Here is a 15,955-nt window from a genome sequence, read left to right as displayed (position 1 = left end):
GAATATTTTTTTTTAATCAATATGCAAAGATACGGATAAGAAGTCAGTTTCCATCAAAACAAAAACAGCTTTTAAGAAAGCTACCTAAAATCATGACATGCCCGTCAATCGAATAGGAGAAAATTAAAGTCGTTTTCTCCCACTTTAATTTTGGGGAAGTAAAGATATTGAGGTTGTCAAGGACGTGCTCAATCAACCTGTTTCCTCAGGTAGATTGAGCACGTCCTTGACAAAATCACCGTTTTCTTTTGACAAATACATTTTTATACCAAAGATATAATAAAAATTGTAATTGATATGTAACGGTAATCTGAAAGTTATTGTTTAAATTTGCAACGTTTTTTAATAGTTTAATCATATTAATTAAAATCTCATGGCAAAAAGAATGCGATTCATTCTTTCCACAATTATGGTGATAGTCGCAATGACAGCTAAGGCTCAGGTGACTACCTCCTCATTAAGTGGAAAGGTAACAGACCCAGACAAAGAAGCCATTATCGGTGCAACAGTTCAGGCTATACACGAGCCTTCCGGGACACGATATGGCGCAATTACAAACATTGATGGTCGTTATACCATTCAAGGTATGCGGGCAGGCGGGCCTTACAGTGTGGAAGTCTCTTACATCGGCTACCAAACAATGATGTACAAGGATGTGACTCTTCAATTAGGTGAAGTCTACAATTTGAATGTACAGATGAAAGAATCATCAGAGCTTCTTGAGGAAGTGGTTGTTACAGCTCAAAAGACTAAATTTGCTTCCGAAAAGACCGGAGCAACAACCAACATTTCCAATACACAGATTGCCAGCATGCCTTCTGTAAGCCGTAGCATTACCGACTATTCTCGTTTGTCTGCTTACGGTGGTAATGGGATGTCGTTTGCCGGATCTGACGGTCGTACAGCCAACTTCACAATCGACGGTGCCAACTTCAACAACAACTTCGGTTTGAGTTCCAACCTGCCTGGTGGCGGTAATCCGGTCTCTATAGAGGCGATTGACGAAATTCAGATTGTCATATCTCCGTTTGATGTACGCCAGACCAACTTCATCGGTGGCGGTATCAATGCCATTACCAAATCAGGTACCAATACTTACAAAGGTACAGCTTATATTTATCACCAGAATGAAAACATGCGCGGTGATGCCATTGATCGTGAAACAATCTTAGGTGCTCGCGAGAAAGACCAGTCAACTACATATGGTTTTACTATTGGCGGTCCGATAATCAAGAATAAGCTCTTCTTCTTTGCAAACGGCGAGCTGCAGAATACTCCTGCAATTGCCAATCGCTGGCGTGCTTCCGAAGACGGTGTGGCCAATGCAGACGCATACATCTCACGTGCAACCGTTGCCGATCTTCAGAATGTGTCCGATATAGCGAAAGAAAGATATGGCTATGACACCGGTTCATTCAGCAGCTTCCCGTCTGACAATAAGAACACTAAATTATTGGCACGTATAGACTGGAACATCAACAACAACCATCGCTTGGCCTTGCGTTATAACTATACCAAGAATACCGTATGGAATGCCCCTAACGCTTCCTCTATGGACGGTGGTACTCGTATGTCGGGTAGTCGTACTTCACAGTATGCCATGTCGTATGCCAACTCCATGTATTCCTTGGATAACTTGGTACATTCATTGTCTTTCGACCTTAACAGCCGCTTCTCTGCTACCTTGTCCAACCAGTTTTTGGCAACATTCTCCAAGTTGGATGACGTACGTGGTACTAATTCCAGTATTTTCCCATTTGTCGATATTTTGAAAGACAATCAAAACTACATCTCTTTTGGTGAAGAACTTTTCACTTACAATAACGCAGTCCACAACACAGTGTGGAATATAAAAGATGACGTAACTTACTATACCGGCAATCATAAAATCATGGTTGGCTTGAACTATGAGCATCAAATGGCCGACAACCAGTATCTCCGTAACGGTACAGGATATTATCGCTATACCAGCCTGGATGACTTTGTTCAAGGAGCTGCTCCGGAAATTGTATGTTTGACTTATGGCTATAACGGTGAAAACGAACCTGCATCACGTGTTCAGTACAATAAATTGGGCTTCTACTTGCAAGACGAATGGAACGTACGTTCCGATTTCAAGGTTACAGCCGGTCTGCGCTTCGACGGACTCTTCTTTGATAATGGTGACTTGATGACCAACAATGCTATTCTTGACCTTGACTACAACGGTCGTCATATCGATACCGGCAAATGGCCCGGAAACTCATTGACAGTATCTCCTCGTATAGGTTTCAGTTGGGATATACTTGGCAACAATACTTTGAAGCTGCGTGGTGGTAGCGGTTTGTTCTCCGGACGTCTGCCTTTGGTATTCTTTACCAATATGCCTACCAATGGCGGTATGATTCAATATCAGGCGCAAGTCAATGCCAAGAATGCAAAAGACAAAGGTTTCACTATGGATGAATTCAAAGGTGGAATCCTTTCTACAGAAGCTCTGAAACAAAAGCTTTATGATTTGGGTTATCCTCAGACAATCAAACCGGAAGACGGTACAGTTCCTTCAAGTATTTGCGGCGTCGATCCCGACTTTAAAATGCCACAGGTCTGGAAGTCTTCAATTGCCGTGGATTATACAGTACCCGTATCATTCCCATTGAACGTGACGGTAGAAGGAATCTATAACAAGACACTTAATGCCGCCATGTTGAAAGACTGGAGCCAGAAAGATATAAACGGCTTTACACGCTTCAATGGTGCTGATAACCGTCCTGTATTCCCGTCTGACGCTACTTATACGGACGAGGCCGGCAAGAGTCTGCCCAGTGCTTACATGCTTGAGAATACAAGCCGCGGTTACGGATGGTCGACCAGCGTTACCGTGAACGCAGCGCCTGCCAAATGGATCAATTTGATGGCTGCTTATACGCATACAGTATCTAAGGAGGTGACTTCACTTCCGGGTTCCAATGCTTCTTCAGTACTCAACTACCTTTCTACATACGAAGGTGTCAACAACTTCCGTTTGCACAATGGCCTTAACGTTACTCCCGACCGTTTCATTGCAAGTGCCACTATCAACGACAAGAGCGGCAACCACTTTAGTTTGATTTACGAGACTTGGCGTGGCGGTTACAATTACTCTTACATGCTTGCCAACGACATAAACGGTGACGGTTACAACTACGATGCCATTTATATCCCTACAGACAAGCAAGTTGCCGACGGTTCATTCCGTTTCGTTAGCGAGGATGACAAGACACGCTTCATGGATTATGTACACAACGACTCATACCTTAAGAATAATCAGGGTAAATATGCTGAGCCCAACAGTCTTTATTCTCCTTGGGTACACCGTGTAGATTTCTCTTATAAGCACGATTTCAACTTGAATGTATGTGGTGCCAAGCACAAATTGCAGCTGAGCTTTGACATGAAGAACGTGCTTAATTTCTTCAATTCAAGCTGGGGAGTAAGTAAGCATTTGAATCCTGCTATCGGTAACGAAGCCCGTATCTTGAAGTATGAAGGTGTAGACGCTGAAGGTTTTGCTACATTCTCAACTCCGGAGTCTATAAATGGCAACACCAAGACTTGGACTCTCAACCATGCTATTGGTCAGTGCTGGTATGCTTCTATCGGTATTAAGTATTGCTTTAACTGATTATCAATTTAAATATAATCGAAGAATATGAAAAAATATCTATTTATAGTACTTGCTGCTGTGATTTCCCTTTTCTCAAGCTGTGCTGAAGATGATGCAGCAATAGGCTTGTCAGGATTGAAGGTTTCACAGTCGTACGTTGCGCTGCCAGTTGAAGGAGGTAGCACTGACATTACAATTGAATCGAAGTCCGAATGGATTATCACAGGTAACGACAAGGCCGATTGGCTTACCATCTCTACAACTCAAGGTCCTCAAGGCGAAAGCAAAATCACATTTTCTGCTGATGAAGCTGTGGATGGCCGTTCAGTGGAACTGAAGCTGAGCAGTGCCAATGAAACTCAGAACTTGACTATCATGCAAGGCTTGCCAGTCATTTCGGAAGCTACTTGTGCCGAGGTAATAGCCGGTCCCGACAAGAAGACTTATAAAGTGACCGGTGTTGTTTCAAATATTTCCAACACCGTTTACGGCAACTGGGACATTGTGGATGCCACCGGTAAGGTTTACGTCTATGGAACTTTGGACGCCAAAGGCAATACGAAGAATTTTGCCAGCCTGGGTCTGGAAGAAGGTGATGAGGTAACAATACAAGGTCCCAAAACCACCTACGGTACTACAGTTGAGCTTGTTGATGTTACTGTGCTTAAGATCAACAAATCGCTCATCAAGGTCGACTCTGTTTACAATGATGTACTTCCGGTTGAGGGTGGTATCTTTGAGGCATACATCATAACCAAAGGCAACGGTGTTTCTGTAGAAATTCCTGAGGATGCCAAAGAATGGTTGTCTATTGTCTCTATCGACCAGAAAGGAACAGACGCTTGCGTGAAGTTCCAGGCTGCCCGAAACGAAGGTGGTGACCGTTCAACCAGCATTACATTCCGCACTACTGACGGTAAAAAAGATTACACAAGCAAGACTGAACTCTCACAGCAGGGCGCCATCGTTGAAGCTACTGTTGCTGAATTCATTGCCGCCGAGGTTGGTGCTACACAATACCGCATTAGTGGTGTAGTGACCAAGATTGCTAATACCCAATATGGCAATATCTACATCAAGGATTTCTCGGGTGATGTATATATCTATGGCATCAAAGATTTTGCTGATTCTAATATCAAGGAAGGTGATATTGTAACTCTCGTTGGTCCACGTGCCGAATACAAAGGTACTCCGCAGATGACCAATGCCGTTGCAGAGGACGTGAAGAGTGTAAAAACAGTTACTGTTGCTGATTTCCTTGCAGCAGAAGAAAGCCCTTCACAATATTACCAGTTGACCGGTACTGTATCAAATATCGCAAGTACCCTTTATGGTAATTTTGATATTACAGATGAAAGCGGCAAGGTATATGTTTATGGTCTTCTTACAGGCTGGAAAGGCGCAAGCAAACAGTTCGAATCACTGGGTATTGTTGAAGGTGATAAGATTACTATATGCGGTGTTCGTACCAGCTACAAAGATTCCGATCAAGTGGGAAGCGCATTCTTCATTTCTAAAGTGACTGAATAAAGAATTTTTTATAATAAAGTAAAATCCGCACTGCCATCACAGTATATGTAGATGACATTGCGGATTTCTTTTTCAATTTTATATATGATATGAATAAAAGATATTACAATTTGATTTTAGCGATTTGCCTGTTGCTGCCATTGTTCTGTGGATGTAGCTCAGATGATTCTTCAGAAATGAATGAACATCCCACTATCAATGACATTCAATTCACTGAACAAGGTTCCAAGCGTGAAGTACTATATGCTATTGATGGTAGCAAAGGCTTGACATTGGATGAATCAATCCGTTCGCAAATCAGTATTGCAGCCAATAAGACTATTTCCGGTGACGGATTCACCTTTTCAGAAGAATTTGATACTGATAATCTATCGTCACTTCCCGATTACTCCACCGTAAAGCAATGGAGTGACAAGGCTGTGGCCAAAGCAAAAACTTCTTATTGGGTACGCTATCAGCTTCCTTCACAAGTTGCCATGTTCAAACTTCGCATCGCATACGTTGATGGGATAAATGTAGGAGTGGAGCATAATGCCGCCCAAAGAGTTGTGATAGAAAACAAAAATGCGAATGTATCCGCCCAAGGACAAAATTACGTAACAGAATACGAAATGCCACATCTGATGGAGGGTAATACCTACGTGGAGCATGAAGTTACGGCCAGTGGCAACAAAGTGCTTAACTATGCAATGGAATGGAACGACCACATGAAACATTCTCGCTGGGTGGCCTATAGCTACGATGCCATTACAGGGGTGAAAAATGTAACCAGAAGTGATGACGCCTGGGCAGTAGACCCATTGCTGCCGGAGAGTATGAGGGTTGACAATAGCTGGCATACCAATGATGGATTCGACCGAGGACACCTCTGTGCTTCCGATGATCGTTCTTTTTCTACAGAAGCCAATAAGCAGACTTTCTACTTCAGCAACATGAGCCCACAATTCAACTCATTCAATGGCGGTTACTGGGTTACCTTCGAGCAGTTACTCAACTCATGGGTGCGCAAGGGCAATGCCTTTGGAAGTGTGTACGATAAAATCTATGTGGCAAAAGGTGGAACGCTCGACAAGCTATTGATAGATTATAAGGGAACCAAGGCAGGAGGAGATGGAGTGATGCCCGCTACTGACTCAAAGGGTTTCACATCAAAAGGATTGCCTGTTCCACAATATTACTTCATTGCCGTATTGGCTCATCGTGCCAATCAGCTTGTTGACATAGCTACATCCTATCAGGCCATAGGTTTTTGGGTGGAACATCGTGATGACTACGGCTATACTTTTGAACATCCGCTGAATAGGGATGACACCAAAGCAAATGCCATCAGCATTGATGAACTTGAAAGCAAGACAGGCATAGACTTCTTCTGCAATCTTCCCGATTATATTGAGGATGAAGTGGAGAGTAGCTATAATGTCACCGATTGGGCCTGGTAGTATCATGTGCTACGAATGAATATTCGTGAATCCGGACATGAATAATGGTATATTACACACTCCCTAAGTGACGAGTAGATAATAAGAAGAGAGAGGGAGGTTTGCCTTATGGCTGACCTCCCTCTCTCCTATTTGTTCTTTGAAATACTCAAATCAGTCATTCATGAGCTTTCTATAACGTACACGGGTGGGTTCTTCTTTCCCAAGACGTTTCTGTTTATTTTCCTCATATTCTGAATAAGAACCTTCAAAGAAGAACACATTGGAGTCTCCTTCGAAAGCGAGGATATGCGTACAGATACGGTCAAGGAACCAACGGTCGTGACTGATGACCACAGCACATCCGGCAAAGTCCTCCAAACCTTCTTCGAGGGCACGGAGCGTATTCACGTCGATGTCATTGGTGGGCTCGTCCAGCAACAGCACATTACCTTCCTCCTTCAAGCAGAGCGCCAGATGCAAGCGGTTGCGTTCACCACCGGAAAGCACCCCACAGAGCTTTTCCTGGTCGGCACCGGAGAAGTTAAAACGGGACAGATAGGCGCGTGCATTAATGTCGCGCCCTCCCATGCGAATCAGATCGTTTCCGCCGGAAATGACCTGATATACGCTCTTGTTGGGGTCGATATCCTTGTGCTGCTGGTCCACGTAGGCAACCTTTACGGTCTCCCCCACCTCGAATTCGCCTTTGTCTGCCTTTTCCAGTCCCATGATAAGACGGAAAAGCGTAGTCTTACCGGCACCGTTAGGGCCGATGATACCCACGATACCGTTGGGTGGAAGCATGAAGTTGAGGTCATCGAACAACAGTTTGTCACCGAACGCCTTTGCCACATGCTTGGCTTCAATCACCTTATTACCCAGACGGGGACCGTTCGGGATAAAGATTTCCAGCTTCTCTTCCTTCTCCTTCACATCCTCGTTCAGCAATTTGTCGTAGGAGTTCAGACGCGCCTTTCCCTTTGCCTGACGGGCCTTGGGAGCCATGCGCACCCACTCCAGCTCGCGTTCCAGCGTCTTGCGGCGCTTGCTGGCGGTCTTTTCCTCTTGCTCCATGCGCTTGGTCTTCTGTTCCAGCCAACTGGAGTAGTTACCTTTCCAGGGAATACCTTCGCCACGGTCCAGCTCAAGAATCCAGCCGGCAACGTGGTCGAGGAAGTAACGGTCGTGCGTTACGGCAATCACCGTACCCTCGTACTGCTGCAAGTGTTGTTCCAGCCAGTCGATGGATTCGGCATCAAGGTGGTTGGTGGGCTCGTCAAGAAGAAGCACGTCGGGCTTCTGCAACAATAGGCGGCAAAGGGCCACACGGCGGCGCTCACCACCGGAAAGATGTTCTACGGACTGGTCTTCGGGCGGACAACGGAGGGCGTCCATGGCGCGTTCCAGCTTGCTGTCAAGGTTCCAGGCATCGGTCGCGTCAATGATGTCCTGCAACTCGGCCTGGCGGGAGAAGAGCTTGTCCATCTTGTCCTGGTCCTCATAATATTCGGGCAAGCCAAACTTCTGATTGATTTCCTCGTATTCTGCCAGCGCGTCCACAATGGGCTGCACGCCTTCCATTACAATTTCCTTTACGGTCTTGGTGGGGTCGAGGTACGGTTCCTGGGCCAGATACCCCACAGAATATCCCGGCGAGAACACCACTTCGCCCTGATAGGACTTATCCAATCCGGCGATAATCTTCAGCAGGGTCGATTTACCCGAACCGTTCAGACCGATGATACCGATTTTTGCCCCGTAGAAGAACGAAAGGTAAATGTTCTTCAGTACCTGCTTGTTGTTCTGCTGAATGGTTTTATTCAGCCCAACCATAGAAAAGATAATCTTTTTATCGTCTACTGTTGCCATGTATTTAATGATTAATGTTCAGTGATAATGATTAATATCAAGGATTAATGGGGACAAAGATAAGAAAAAAGATGATATTATTTTGCAATTTTCAAAAAAGTATCTATCTTTGCACCCGCTTAACAGCAATAAGGTCTGAATCGCTAGCTCAGCAGGTAGAGCACAACACTTTTAATGTTGGGGTCTTGGGTTCGAGCCCCAAGCGGTTCACTTGAGAATCAAGCAGTTATCTAAATCAGATAGCTGCTTTGTTCATTATAAACACTACGTTCTACGGTATCTGTGTAAACCAAGAAACCGAATGAGCGAAACTATTAAAGTACTGTATTACAGGTCTAAAACTCTTAGTAATGGAGAACACCCTCTTATGTTATGTGTCTGTAAAGACCGTAAAAGGAAGTTTCAAAGTCTTGGCATATCCATAAAAGCTGAATTATGGGACTTCAAGACAAACCAGCCAAAGACTAAATGCCCGAATCGTGAGAGAATAACCATTCTCATAAACGACAGAATTAATGAGATACAGAAAGCCGCTTTGGATAAGAGGATAGCAGGCAAGGACTTTACGGCTACAACTCTCATTGAATCCACCACAAACCACACAACCTATAAAACGGTGGGTGAATACTATCTGACTTATATTCAGAACTTGCGGAAGGAGAGCAGAATCAGATATGCAGGAATGTTCGTCAATTTGTCCACCAATATTTTGAAACGTCAGCGGATTCCATGATTGCATTGCTCTTTTTGCCTTTGTTGAATAATTTGATAAATTGGTTGCTGTTCATTGTTATTATTCTTCCGCGAAGAAATCGCTGTCTATTTTCTTAATTTCATAAACCTGTTTAGTTGTACCTTGCCGGCCATTCTACGGTTTGAGGTTCGTTAATAAGTTCCCTTGGACTGATGTTGATAGCATGGGCAATTCACGTTCAGCCAGAACGACTTTCAGTCTATTAAACTTTATATCTGCCATTATTCTAAATTATCACAGTACAAAATTAGCCAAAATGGTTTATATATATAACATTTCAAGATATTTTTCGCCAAACATTTACACTTATTATATAAATGGCTTTCCGTGATGATAGAGGCAACTTGGAATTTTAATATTGTGTATTTCAAGTAAATCAAACATGGGTACAGTGGGCACAGCGGTCCTACTGTACCAACTGTACCCATCAACCTCACCTTTACGCCGCTCAAGTTCACCTTTACGCGGCTAAACCTCACCTTTATTCACGTCATTTCACCTCTTCTAGATAAAGCACACGGCTTGAATAGTCGTTCTGTTTGTGGTAGTCCACCTTATGTGTGTAAGGAATCTCCAACCCGTTTGCCATCAGATAGGCACCGCTGAAAGTCTTTCCTTCATAGTTCAAGGGAACATTATCTATACGGTTCAGTTCATGCACCCGGTATTGCTTGTCGGCACAGAGCCCTGCCATCTTCACACGCGGCAGGTGCTGGTTACAGAAATGTTCCGTCTTCCACCAATAGAAGACTGCCTTGTCCTTCTCCGGAGCCACGTACATCAGAGAAGCCACACCTTGCTTGTCATAAGGAGAGAGCAGGCGGTAAATGTCTCCCAACTGTACTACGGGACGAATGGTCTTGTACTCGGCAATGGCATTCTTGCAAAGAGCCTTTTCTTCTTCCGTCATATTTTTGGGCTGGATTTCCATACCCAAACGACCACTCATGGCAACGTCTATCCGATATTTCAGAGGGATGGTGCGGAACGTCTGATGATTGGGGGCAGCACTGATATGCGATGCCATAGCGATGGCGGGGAAGAAATAGGAAGTTCCCCACTGCATATAGACACGTTGCAGGGCATCGGTATTGTCGCTTACCCAGAACTCGTCGAAGTAAGGCAGCACTCCGTAGTTGGCACGACCGCCGCCACTGGCACATGCCTGGATGGTAAGGTCGGGATATTTGGCACGGATGCGCTGGCAGATTTTCTCGAAGCCGCGGTGGAATTCGATGTACATGTGGCTCTGATTATCCTTCGTCAGATATTGCGAACCGTGGTTCTGGACAGACATATTGGCGTCCCACTTGATGTAATCTATTTCAGGATAAGAGGTCATCAGGTTGTCTACCACACCGAAAACGAAGTCCTGCACGGCAGGATTGGCAAGGTCAAGCACTACCTGCGTGCCGCCGCGTCCCAACACAACGTCACGTTCGGAAGCTTTAAGTACCCAGTCGGGATGCTTCTCGTAGAGTTCGCTGGTAGTGTTCGCCATCTCCGGCTCAATCCAGATGCCAAACTTGACGCCATGTTTCTTGGCATCACTCAGCAAGCCTTCAATACCGTTCGGAAGCTTGTTCTTGTCCACCACCCAGTCGCCGAGTGATGAGCTGTCGTTCTTACGGGGATACTTGTCGCCAAACCAGCCATCGTCCATCACGAACAACTCGCCACCCATGGAGGCAATGTCCGCCATCATTTGGTCCATACCTTGCTGGTTGATGTCAAAGTACACGCCTTCCCAACTATTCAAAAGAATCTTGCGGGGGGTAGTGCCGTGCGCCAGTTTGTGCAGGCGTGCCCAGCGATGGAAGTTACGGCTGCCGCCACTCAAGCCTTCATTACTATAAGTCAGGGCAAGTTCGGGAGTGCGGAAAAGCTCGTCCTTCTTCAAGGAATAAGTAGAGTTCTCTTCGTTGATTCCGGCAAAGAAATGGTGGTATTCATCATCGTGTGTCTCAATGCGGAGTTTGTAGTTGCCGCTGTAACAGAGGGCTGCACCAATCACGTTGCCCGTGTTCTCCTGCGGACGGCCGTCAAGGGAGAACATCACTTCGGCATGGTCAGTATGGGAATTGCGCACACCGTCCTTATTCTTGATAACCTTCATGCCCGGAGTGAGAGGTTCCTGCGTCAAAACCCCTTCATTGGCCCAGGAACCGGAGAGATGGGACAGCCATACATCGCCACGGCGGATGGGCAGATAGCCGGAAGCAAACTGATTGAGTACCACCGGCTTCTTCTCCTGATGGGAGATTTCAGTCCAGGATTCTATCACGTCGGCATCCTGCCAGGCACGGTAACAGACATTGACGAAGAAGGGATACACCTTATCCTTCAGTGCCACGACAGTCGTCACGGCATTCCCTTCCTTTTCGGTAGTCACGTTCAATACTTCGAGCTGGAGGGTCATGTTACCGTCGGCATGCTTCACAGCGAGGGCCGTCTCCACGGGAGCATTCAATCCATATTCGGGATAGGCTGCATGGTTCGCTTCTGCCGCAGAGATATTCTGCAAGTCGGCTTCAGAAAGTCTGTTACCATAATACAAGTGTCTCAGTGTACCGCCTTCAGGAGCCGAAAGCACCAAAGAGGTTTTCGGAGTGGATACACATACGTTTTGAGCCAACAAACTGCCGGTCAGCAGCAGTACTCCAAAGAGGAAATTTGTTCGTTTCTTGAAATTCATGCTTTTCTTGTTTAGATTCTATATTCATTTAGCTGTGCGCAAATGTAGGCGTTTCCCCGAAGATAAAATAGTATCATTTTATCATATCCTTATACAAATTCTATTTCCGGCTGACAATTGTCCCCGTGGCTTGGTTGGCAGGCATCACCAGCACTTCCGCAATCTGGATATGCTCGGGGACGGCAGCGGCGAAATAGACCACTTCGGCTATATCGTCGCCGGTCAGCGGGCGTATACCTTTATATACATTATCGGCCGCCTCCCGGTTACCACGGAAACGGACGACGGAGAAATTGGTTTCCACCAACCCCGGCTTGATATTCGTTACGCGTATCGGGGTATCCACCAGGTCGATGCGGAGTCCGTCGGAAAGGGCCTTGACGGCAGCCTTGCAAGCACAGTACACACTGCCTCCCGGATAAGCGTAATCTCCGGCAATGGACCCCATATTGATAACATGACCACGGCCACGCTCCACCATACCGGGAACCACGAGGCGGGTCATGGCAAGCAAGGCTTTCACGTTAGTGTCGATGACAATGTCCCATTCATCCAGATTGCCTTCATGTTCCTTGTCCACCCCAATGACGAGTCCGGCATTGTTCACCAGTATGTCTACCGCCTTCCATTCCTCCGGAAGGGATTCGAGGGCGGCACGGGCAGCCTGCCGGTCGCGGACATCGAAAGGAAGCAGATACACATCGGCTCCATATTTCTCCAACAATTCTTTCTTTACAGCATTCAGTTTCTCCACATTACGGCCATTGAGTATAAGCCGGTAACCGTTCATGGCAAATTTACGCGCGCAGCCTTCCCCTATTCCCGAGGAGGCTCCGGTGATGAGTACAATCTTCTTTTCCATCATGTTATTAAGTTTTAATATCAATACTGCCAACAAAGGTATTACTTATTATTTTAACTTCATAGGAATAATGAATTTTAGAGTAAGGCGAAAAATCCCGATAAATTATGTAACTTTGCACCCGCTTTTTGAAAGCCCGAGAAACTGTTTTGATTTTATTTCAGCTTTCTTCTGAGATTTGTTTAATTCGTTTGGATAAAGTAAAAGACGCTTATGCAAAAGTCCGATTGCATCATCGGTGTGGAGCACGTATCGAAATTCTTCGGAGACAAGGCCGTGCTGAATGATGTGAATTTGTCTGTCCGTAAGGGCGAGTTTGTAACAATACTGGGACCGTCCGGCTGCGGAAAGACAACACTGTTACGCCTCATTGCAGGCTTTCAGACAGCCTCGGAAGGAGTGATAACCATTGCCGGAAAGGACATCACGCAGACACCGCCGCACAAGCGTCCGGTGAACACCGTGTTCCAGAAGTACGCCCTCTTCCCCCACCTCAACGTGTTCAACAACATTGCTTTCGGGTTGAAGCTGAAGAAGCTGCCCGGTGCCACCATCGAGAAGAAGGTAAAGCAAGCCCTGCGCATGGTGGGCATGACGGACTATGAGGACCGCGACGTAGACTCCCTCTCCGGCGGGCAGCAACAGCGCGTAGCCATTGCCCGAGCCATCGTCAACGAACCCGAAGTGCTGCTACTGGACGAACCCCTTGCCGCCCTGGACCTAAAAATGCGCAAGGACATGCAGATGGAGCTAAAGGAGATGCACCAGAAGCTGGGCATCACCTTCGTATATGTGACCCACGACCAGGAAGAGGCACTGACCTTGAGCGATACCATCGTCGTGATGAGCGAAGGACGCATCCAGCAAATAGGCGTGCCGACGGACATCTACAACGAACCCATCAACTCCTTCGTAGCAGACTTCATTGGTGAAAGCAACATCTTGAACGGAGTTATGATAAAGGATAAAGCCGTCACCTTCTGCGGACACGAATTTGAATGCGTGGACACGGGATTTGGCGAGCAGATGCAGGTAGACGTAGTGATTCGCCCCGAAGACATCTACATCTTCGATGTATCCGACGCCGCACAGCTGACGGGGACCGTAACCAGCTGCATCTTTAAAGGCGTACACTACGAAATGCTGGTGCAGACGCGCGAAGGCTACGAGCTGATGGTGCAGGACTACCATGCCTTCGAGGCAGGACGCGAAGTCGGCCTGCTGGTGAAACCCTTCGACATCCACGTGATGAAGAAGGAACGCACCTGCAACACCTTCGAGGGAAAGCTGGTGGACGAGACGCACGTAGACTTCCTGGGCTGTAACTTCGAGTGCCTCCCCGTGCAGGGCATCGAGCCGGGCAGCGCCGTGCAAGTGGAAGTAGACTTCCAGCACGTCATCCTCGAAGACAACGAAGAGGACGGCCGTCTGACGGGTGAAGTGAAATTCATCCTCTACAAAGGGAACCATTACCACCTGACCGTGTTTACGGACTGGGACGAAGACATCTTTGTCGACACCAACGACGTGTGGGACGACGGCGACCGCGTAGGTATCACCATCGCCCCTCAAAATATACGGATTGTTCAATCTCTTAATAAGGAAGGAAGTGCTCAATAAGTTATCCCATTTCTTCATGCGCCGGCGCAACTGGACGGTACCCTACGCGCTGTTTCTGCTTGTATTTGTCATAGTACCGCTGCTGCTCATCGTGCTCTATGCCTTTACGGACGACGGAGGGGCGTTTACGTTGGCCAACTTCCGCAAGTTCATGATGCACCCCGAAGCGATGAACACGTTTGTCTACTCCATCGGAATAGCCGTTATCACCACGCTGGTCTGCCTGCTGCTGGGCTATCCGGCAGCGTATATCCTGAGCCAGAAGCAATTCAACACCTCACGCACCATGGTGGTGCTGTTCATCCTCCCCATGTGGGTGAATATCTTGATACGTACGCTTGCCACAGTGGCGCTGTTCGACTTCCTGAACCTGCCGCTGGGCGAAGGTGCCCTTGTGTTCGGTATGGTCTACAACTTCCTGCCGTTCATGATATACCCCATTTACAACACTCTTCAGAAGATGGACCACAATCTGATTGAGGCTGCGCAGGACTTGGGAGCCTCTCCTACCCGCGTATTCGGCAAGGTGATTCTGCCGCTCTCCATGCCGGGAGTGATGAGCGGCATAGTGATGGTGTTTATGCCTACGGTTTCTACCTTTGCCATTGCCGAGTTGCTGACAATGAACAACATCAAACTGTTCGGCACCACGGTGCAAGAGAATATTTACAACGGAATGTGGAACTACGGTGCCGCCCTCTCGCTCATCATGCTGCTGCTGATAGGCATCACCATCCTCTTTACCAACGAGGAGGACGGGGCATCGAATGAAAGCGGAGGTGTGATATGATGACACGAATCTTAACCCGCGGCTACTTGTGGCTGCTGCTGGCGTTGCTCTACTCGCCCATCTTAATTATTATGATATTCTCCTTCACGGAGGCAAAGGTGCTGGGCAACTGGACGGGATTCTCCACCAAGCTGTACAGCTCCTTGTTTACGGGCGGGATGCACCACTCGCTGATGAATGCCATCTGGAACACATTCGCCATTGCCCTGCTTGCCGCCACCGCCAGTACGGCGCTGGGCAGCATTGCAGCCATCGGCATCTTCAATCTGCGCTCGCGCACACGGCAGGTAATGAACTTCGCCAATGCCATCCCGATGATGAATGCAGACATTATCACCGGTGTGTCGCTGTTCCTGCTGTTCGTCAGCTTCGGCATATCGCAAGGATTCACCACAGTGGTACTGGCACACATCACTTTCTGCACGCCCTACGTGGTGCTCAGCGTAATGCCCCGGCTCAAAAAGATGAACCAGAATGTCTACGAGGCGGCACTCGACCTGGGCGCCACACCGTTCCAAGCACTGCGCAAGGTTATTCTTCCGGAGATATTTCCGGGTATGATAAGCGGATTCATCCTTGCTTTCACGCTCTCCATCGACGACTTTGCCGTGACCATCTTCACCATCGGCAACCAAGGGCTGGAAACGCTCTCCACCTACATCTACGCCGATGCGCGCAAAGGTGGACTGACGCCGGAACTGCGGCCACTCTCCACCATCATCTTCGTGACGGTGCTGGTGCTGCTGATTGTAATCAACAAGCGGGCCGAACGGACGAAAAACGATTGAT

10 protein-coding genes and 1 tRNA gene are annotated in these 15,955 nt (G+C 47.2%); 8 read left to right on the top strand and 3 right to left on the bottom strand.

From position 1 onward, the window contains the following. Window positions 1-373 precede the first annotated feature (373 nt). From DWZ03_RS13130 to DWZ03_RS13120, 3 genes are all read left to right on the top strand, one after another. The gene (locus tag DWZ03_RS13130) at window positions 374-3,643 is read left to right on the top strand and encodes a TonB-dependent receptor domain-containing protein (protein ID WP_022401511.1); all 3,270 of its coding nucleotides are present in this window, start codon (window positions 374-376) and stop codon (window positions 3,641-3,643) included. A gap of 27 nt (window positions 3,644-3,670) precedes the next feature. After that, window positions 3,671-5,155, top strand: a complete 1,485-nt coding sequence (locus DWZ03_RS13125) for a BACON domain-containing protein (RefSeq protein WP_016273504.1) — start codon at window positions 3,671-3,673, stop codon at window positions 5,153-5,155. Between the two features lie 89 nt (window positions 5,156-5,244). Continuing rightward, window positions 5,245-6,594, top strand: coding sequence for a DNA/RNA non-specific endonuclease (locus DWZ03_RS13120; RefSeq protein ID WP_165859863.1), 1,350 nt, complete (start codon window positions 5,245-5,247; stop codon window positions 6,592-6,594). A 153-nt stretch (window positions 6,595-6,747) separates the two neighbouring features. Here DWZ03_RS13120 and ettA read toward each other — a convergent pair whose 3' ends face one another. Beyond that, the gene (gene ettA / locus DWZ03_RS13115) at window positions 6,748-8,445 is read right to left on the bottom strand and encodes an energy-dependent translational throttle protein EttA (RefSeq protein ID WP_005828098.1); all 1,698 of its coding nucleotides are present in this window, start codon (window positions 8,443-8,445) and stop codon (window positions 6,748-6,750) included. A gap of 137 nt (window positions 8,446-8,582) precedes the next feature. On the opposite strand from ettA, the gene DWZ03_RS13110 reads away from it, so the two are divergent. Both DWZ03_RS13110 and DWZ03_RS20235 read left to right on the top strand, forming a co-directional pair. Next, window positions 8,583-8,655: transfer RNA gene (locus DWZ03_RS13110), tRNA-Lys, on the top strand. Window positions 8,656-8,746: 91 nt separating this feature from the next. After that, the gene (locus DWZ03_RS20235; RefSeq protein ID WP_120130249.1) at window positions 8,747-9,178 is read left to right on the top strand and encodes an Arm DNA-binding domain-containing protein; all 432 of its coding nucleotides are present in this window, start codon (window positions 8,747-8,749) and stop codon (window positions 9,176-9,178) included. A 511-nt stretch (window positions 9,179-9,689) separates the two neighbouring features. Here DWZ03_RS20235 and DWZ03_RS13100 read toward each other — a convergent pair. Continuing rightward, window positions 9,690-11,894, bottom strand: a complete 2,205-nt coding sequence (locus tag DWZ03_RS13100; protein WP_119979721.1) for an alpha-galactosidase — start codon at window positions 11,892-11,894, stop codon at window positions 9,690-9,692. A gap of 100 nt (window positions 11,895-11,994) precedes the next feature. Continuing rightward, entirely contained in the window at window positions 11,995-12,756 is a 762-nt protein-coding gene (locus DWZ03_RS13095; RefSeq protein ID WP_005836294.1) for an SDR family oxidoreductase, read from the bottom strand. 213 nt (window positions 12,757-12,969) lie between these two features. Between DWZ03_RS13095 and potA the strand changes: the two genes are divergently transcribed. Genes potA through DWZ03_RS13080 form a run of 3 tightly spaced genes read left to right on the top strand, consistent with a single transcriptional unit; the run spans window position 12,970 to window position 15,954 of the window. After that, window positions 12,970-14,376: a polyamine ABC transporter ATP-binding protein gene (gene potA, locus DWZ03_RS13090; RefSeq protein ID WP_005828085.1), complete on the top strand. Its 1,407-nt coding sequence runs from the start codon at window positions 12,970-12,972 to the stop codon at window positions 14,374-14,376. Between the two features lie 16 nt (window positions 14,377-14,392). Next, window positions 14,393-15,166, top strand: a complete 774-nt coding sequence (locus DWZ03_RS13085; RefSeq protein ID WP_005828083.1) for an ABC transporter permease — start codon at window positions 14,393-14,395, stop codon at window positions 15,164-15,166. Beyond that, the gene (locus DWZ03_RS13080) at window positions 15,163-15,954 is read left to right on the top strand and encodes an ABC transporter permease (RefSeq protein WP_005828082.1); all 792 of its coding nucleotides are present in this window, start codon (window positions 15,163-15,165) and stop codon (window positions 15,952-15,954) included. The genes DWZ03_RS13085 and DWZ03_RS13080 overlap by 4 nt, the downstream gene beginning before the upstream one ends. Window position 15,955 lies beyond the last annotated feature (1 nt).

This window comes from Bacteroides sp. AF29-11, from assembly GCF_003602895.1.
Taxonomy (GTDB): Bacteria; Bacteroidota; Bacteroidia; order Bacteroidales; family Bacteroidaceae; genus Bacteroides; species Bacteroides uniformis.
This window is presented reverse-complemented; position numbering and strand designations above follow the sequence as displayed.

What these genes read in the sequence shown, in the direction of transcription:
- DWZ03_RS13085 (WP_005828083.1), top strand. Translation starts at nt 14,393, where the DNA reads ATGCGCCGGCGCAACTGGACGGTACCCTACGCGCTGTTTCTGCTTGTA.
- DWZ03_RS13100 (WP_119979721.1), bottom strand. Translation starts at nt 11,894, where the DNA reads ATGAATTTCAAGAAACGAACAAATTTCCTCTTTGGAGTACTGCTGCTG.
- DWZ03_RS13125 (WP_016273504.1), top strand. Translation starts at nt 3,671, where the DNA reads ATGAAAAAATATCTATTTATAGTACTTGCTGCTGTGATTTCCCTTTTC.
- DWZ03_RS13095 (WP_005836294.1), bottom strand. Translation starts at nt 12,756, where the DNA reads ATGGAAAAGAAGATTGTACTCATCACCGGAGCCTCCTCGGGAATAGGG.
- ettA (WP_005828098.1), bottom strand. Translation starts at nt 8,445, where the DNA reads ATGGCAACAGTAGACGATAAAAAGATTATCTTTTCTATGGTTGGGCTG.
- DWZ03_RS13080 (WP_005828082.1), top strand. Translation starts at nt 15,163, where the DNA reads ATGATGACACGAATCTTAACCCGCGGCTACTTGTGGCTGCTGCTGGCG.
- potA (WP_005828085.1), top strand. Translation starts at nt 12,970, where the DNA reads ATGCAAAAGTCCGATTGCATCATCGGTGTGGAGCACGTATCGAAATTC.
- DWZ03_RS13130 (WP_022401511.1), top strand. Translation starts at nt 374, where the DNA reads ATGGCAAAAAGAATGCGATTCATTCTTTCCACAATTATGGTGATAGTC.
- DWZ03_RS20235 (WP_120130249.1), top strand. Translation starts at nt 8,747, where the DNA reads ATGAGCGAAACTATTAAAGTACTGTATTACAGGTCTAAAACTCTTAGT.
- DWZ03_RS13120 (WP_165859863.1), top strand. Translation starts at nt 5,245, where the DNA reads ATGAATAAAAGATATTACAATTTGATTTTAGCGATTTGCCTGTTGCTG.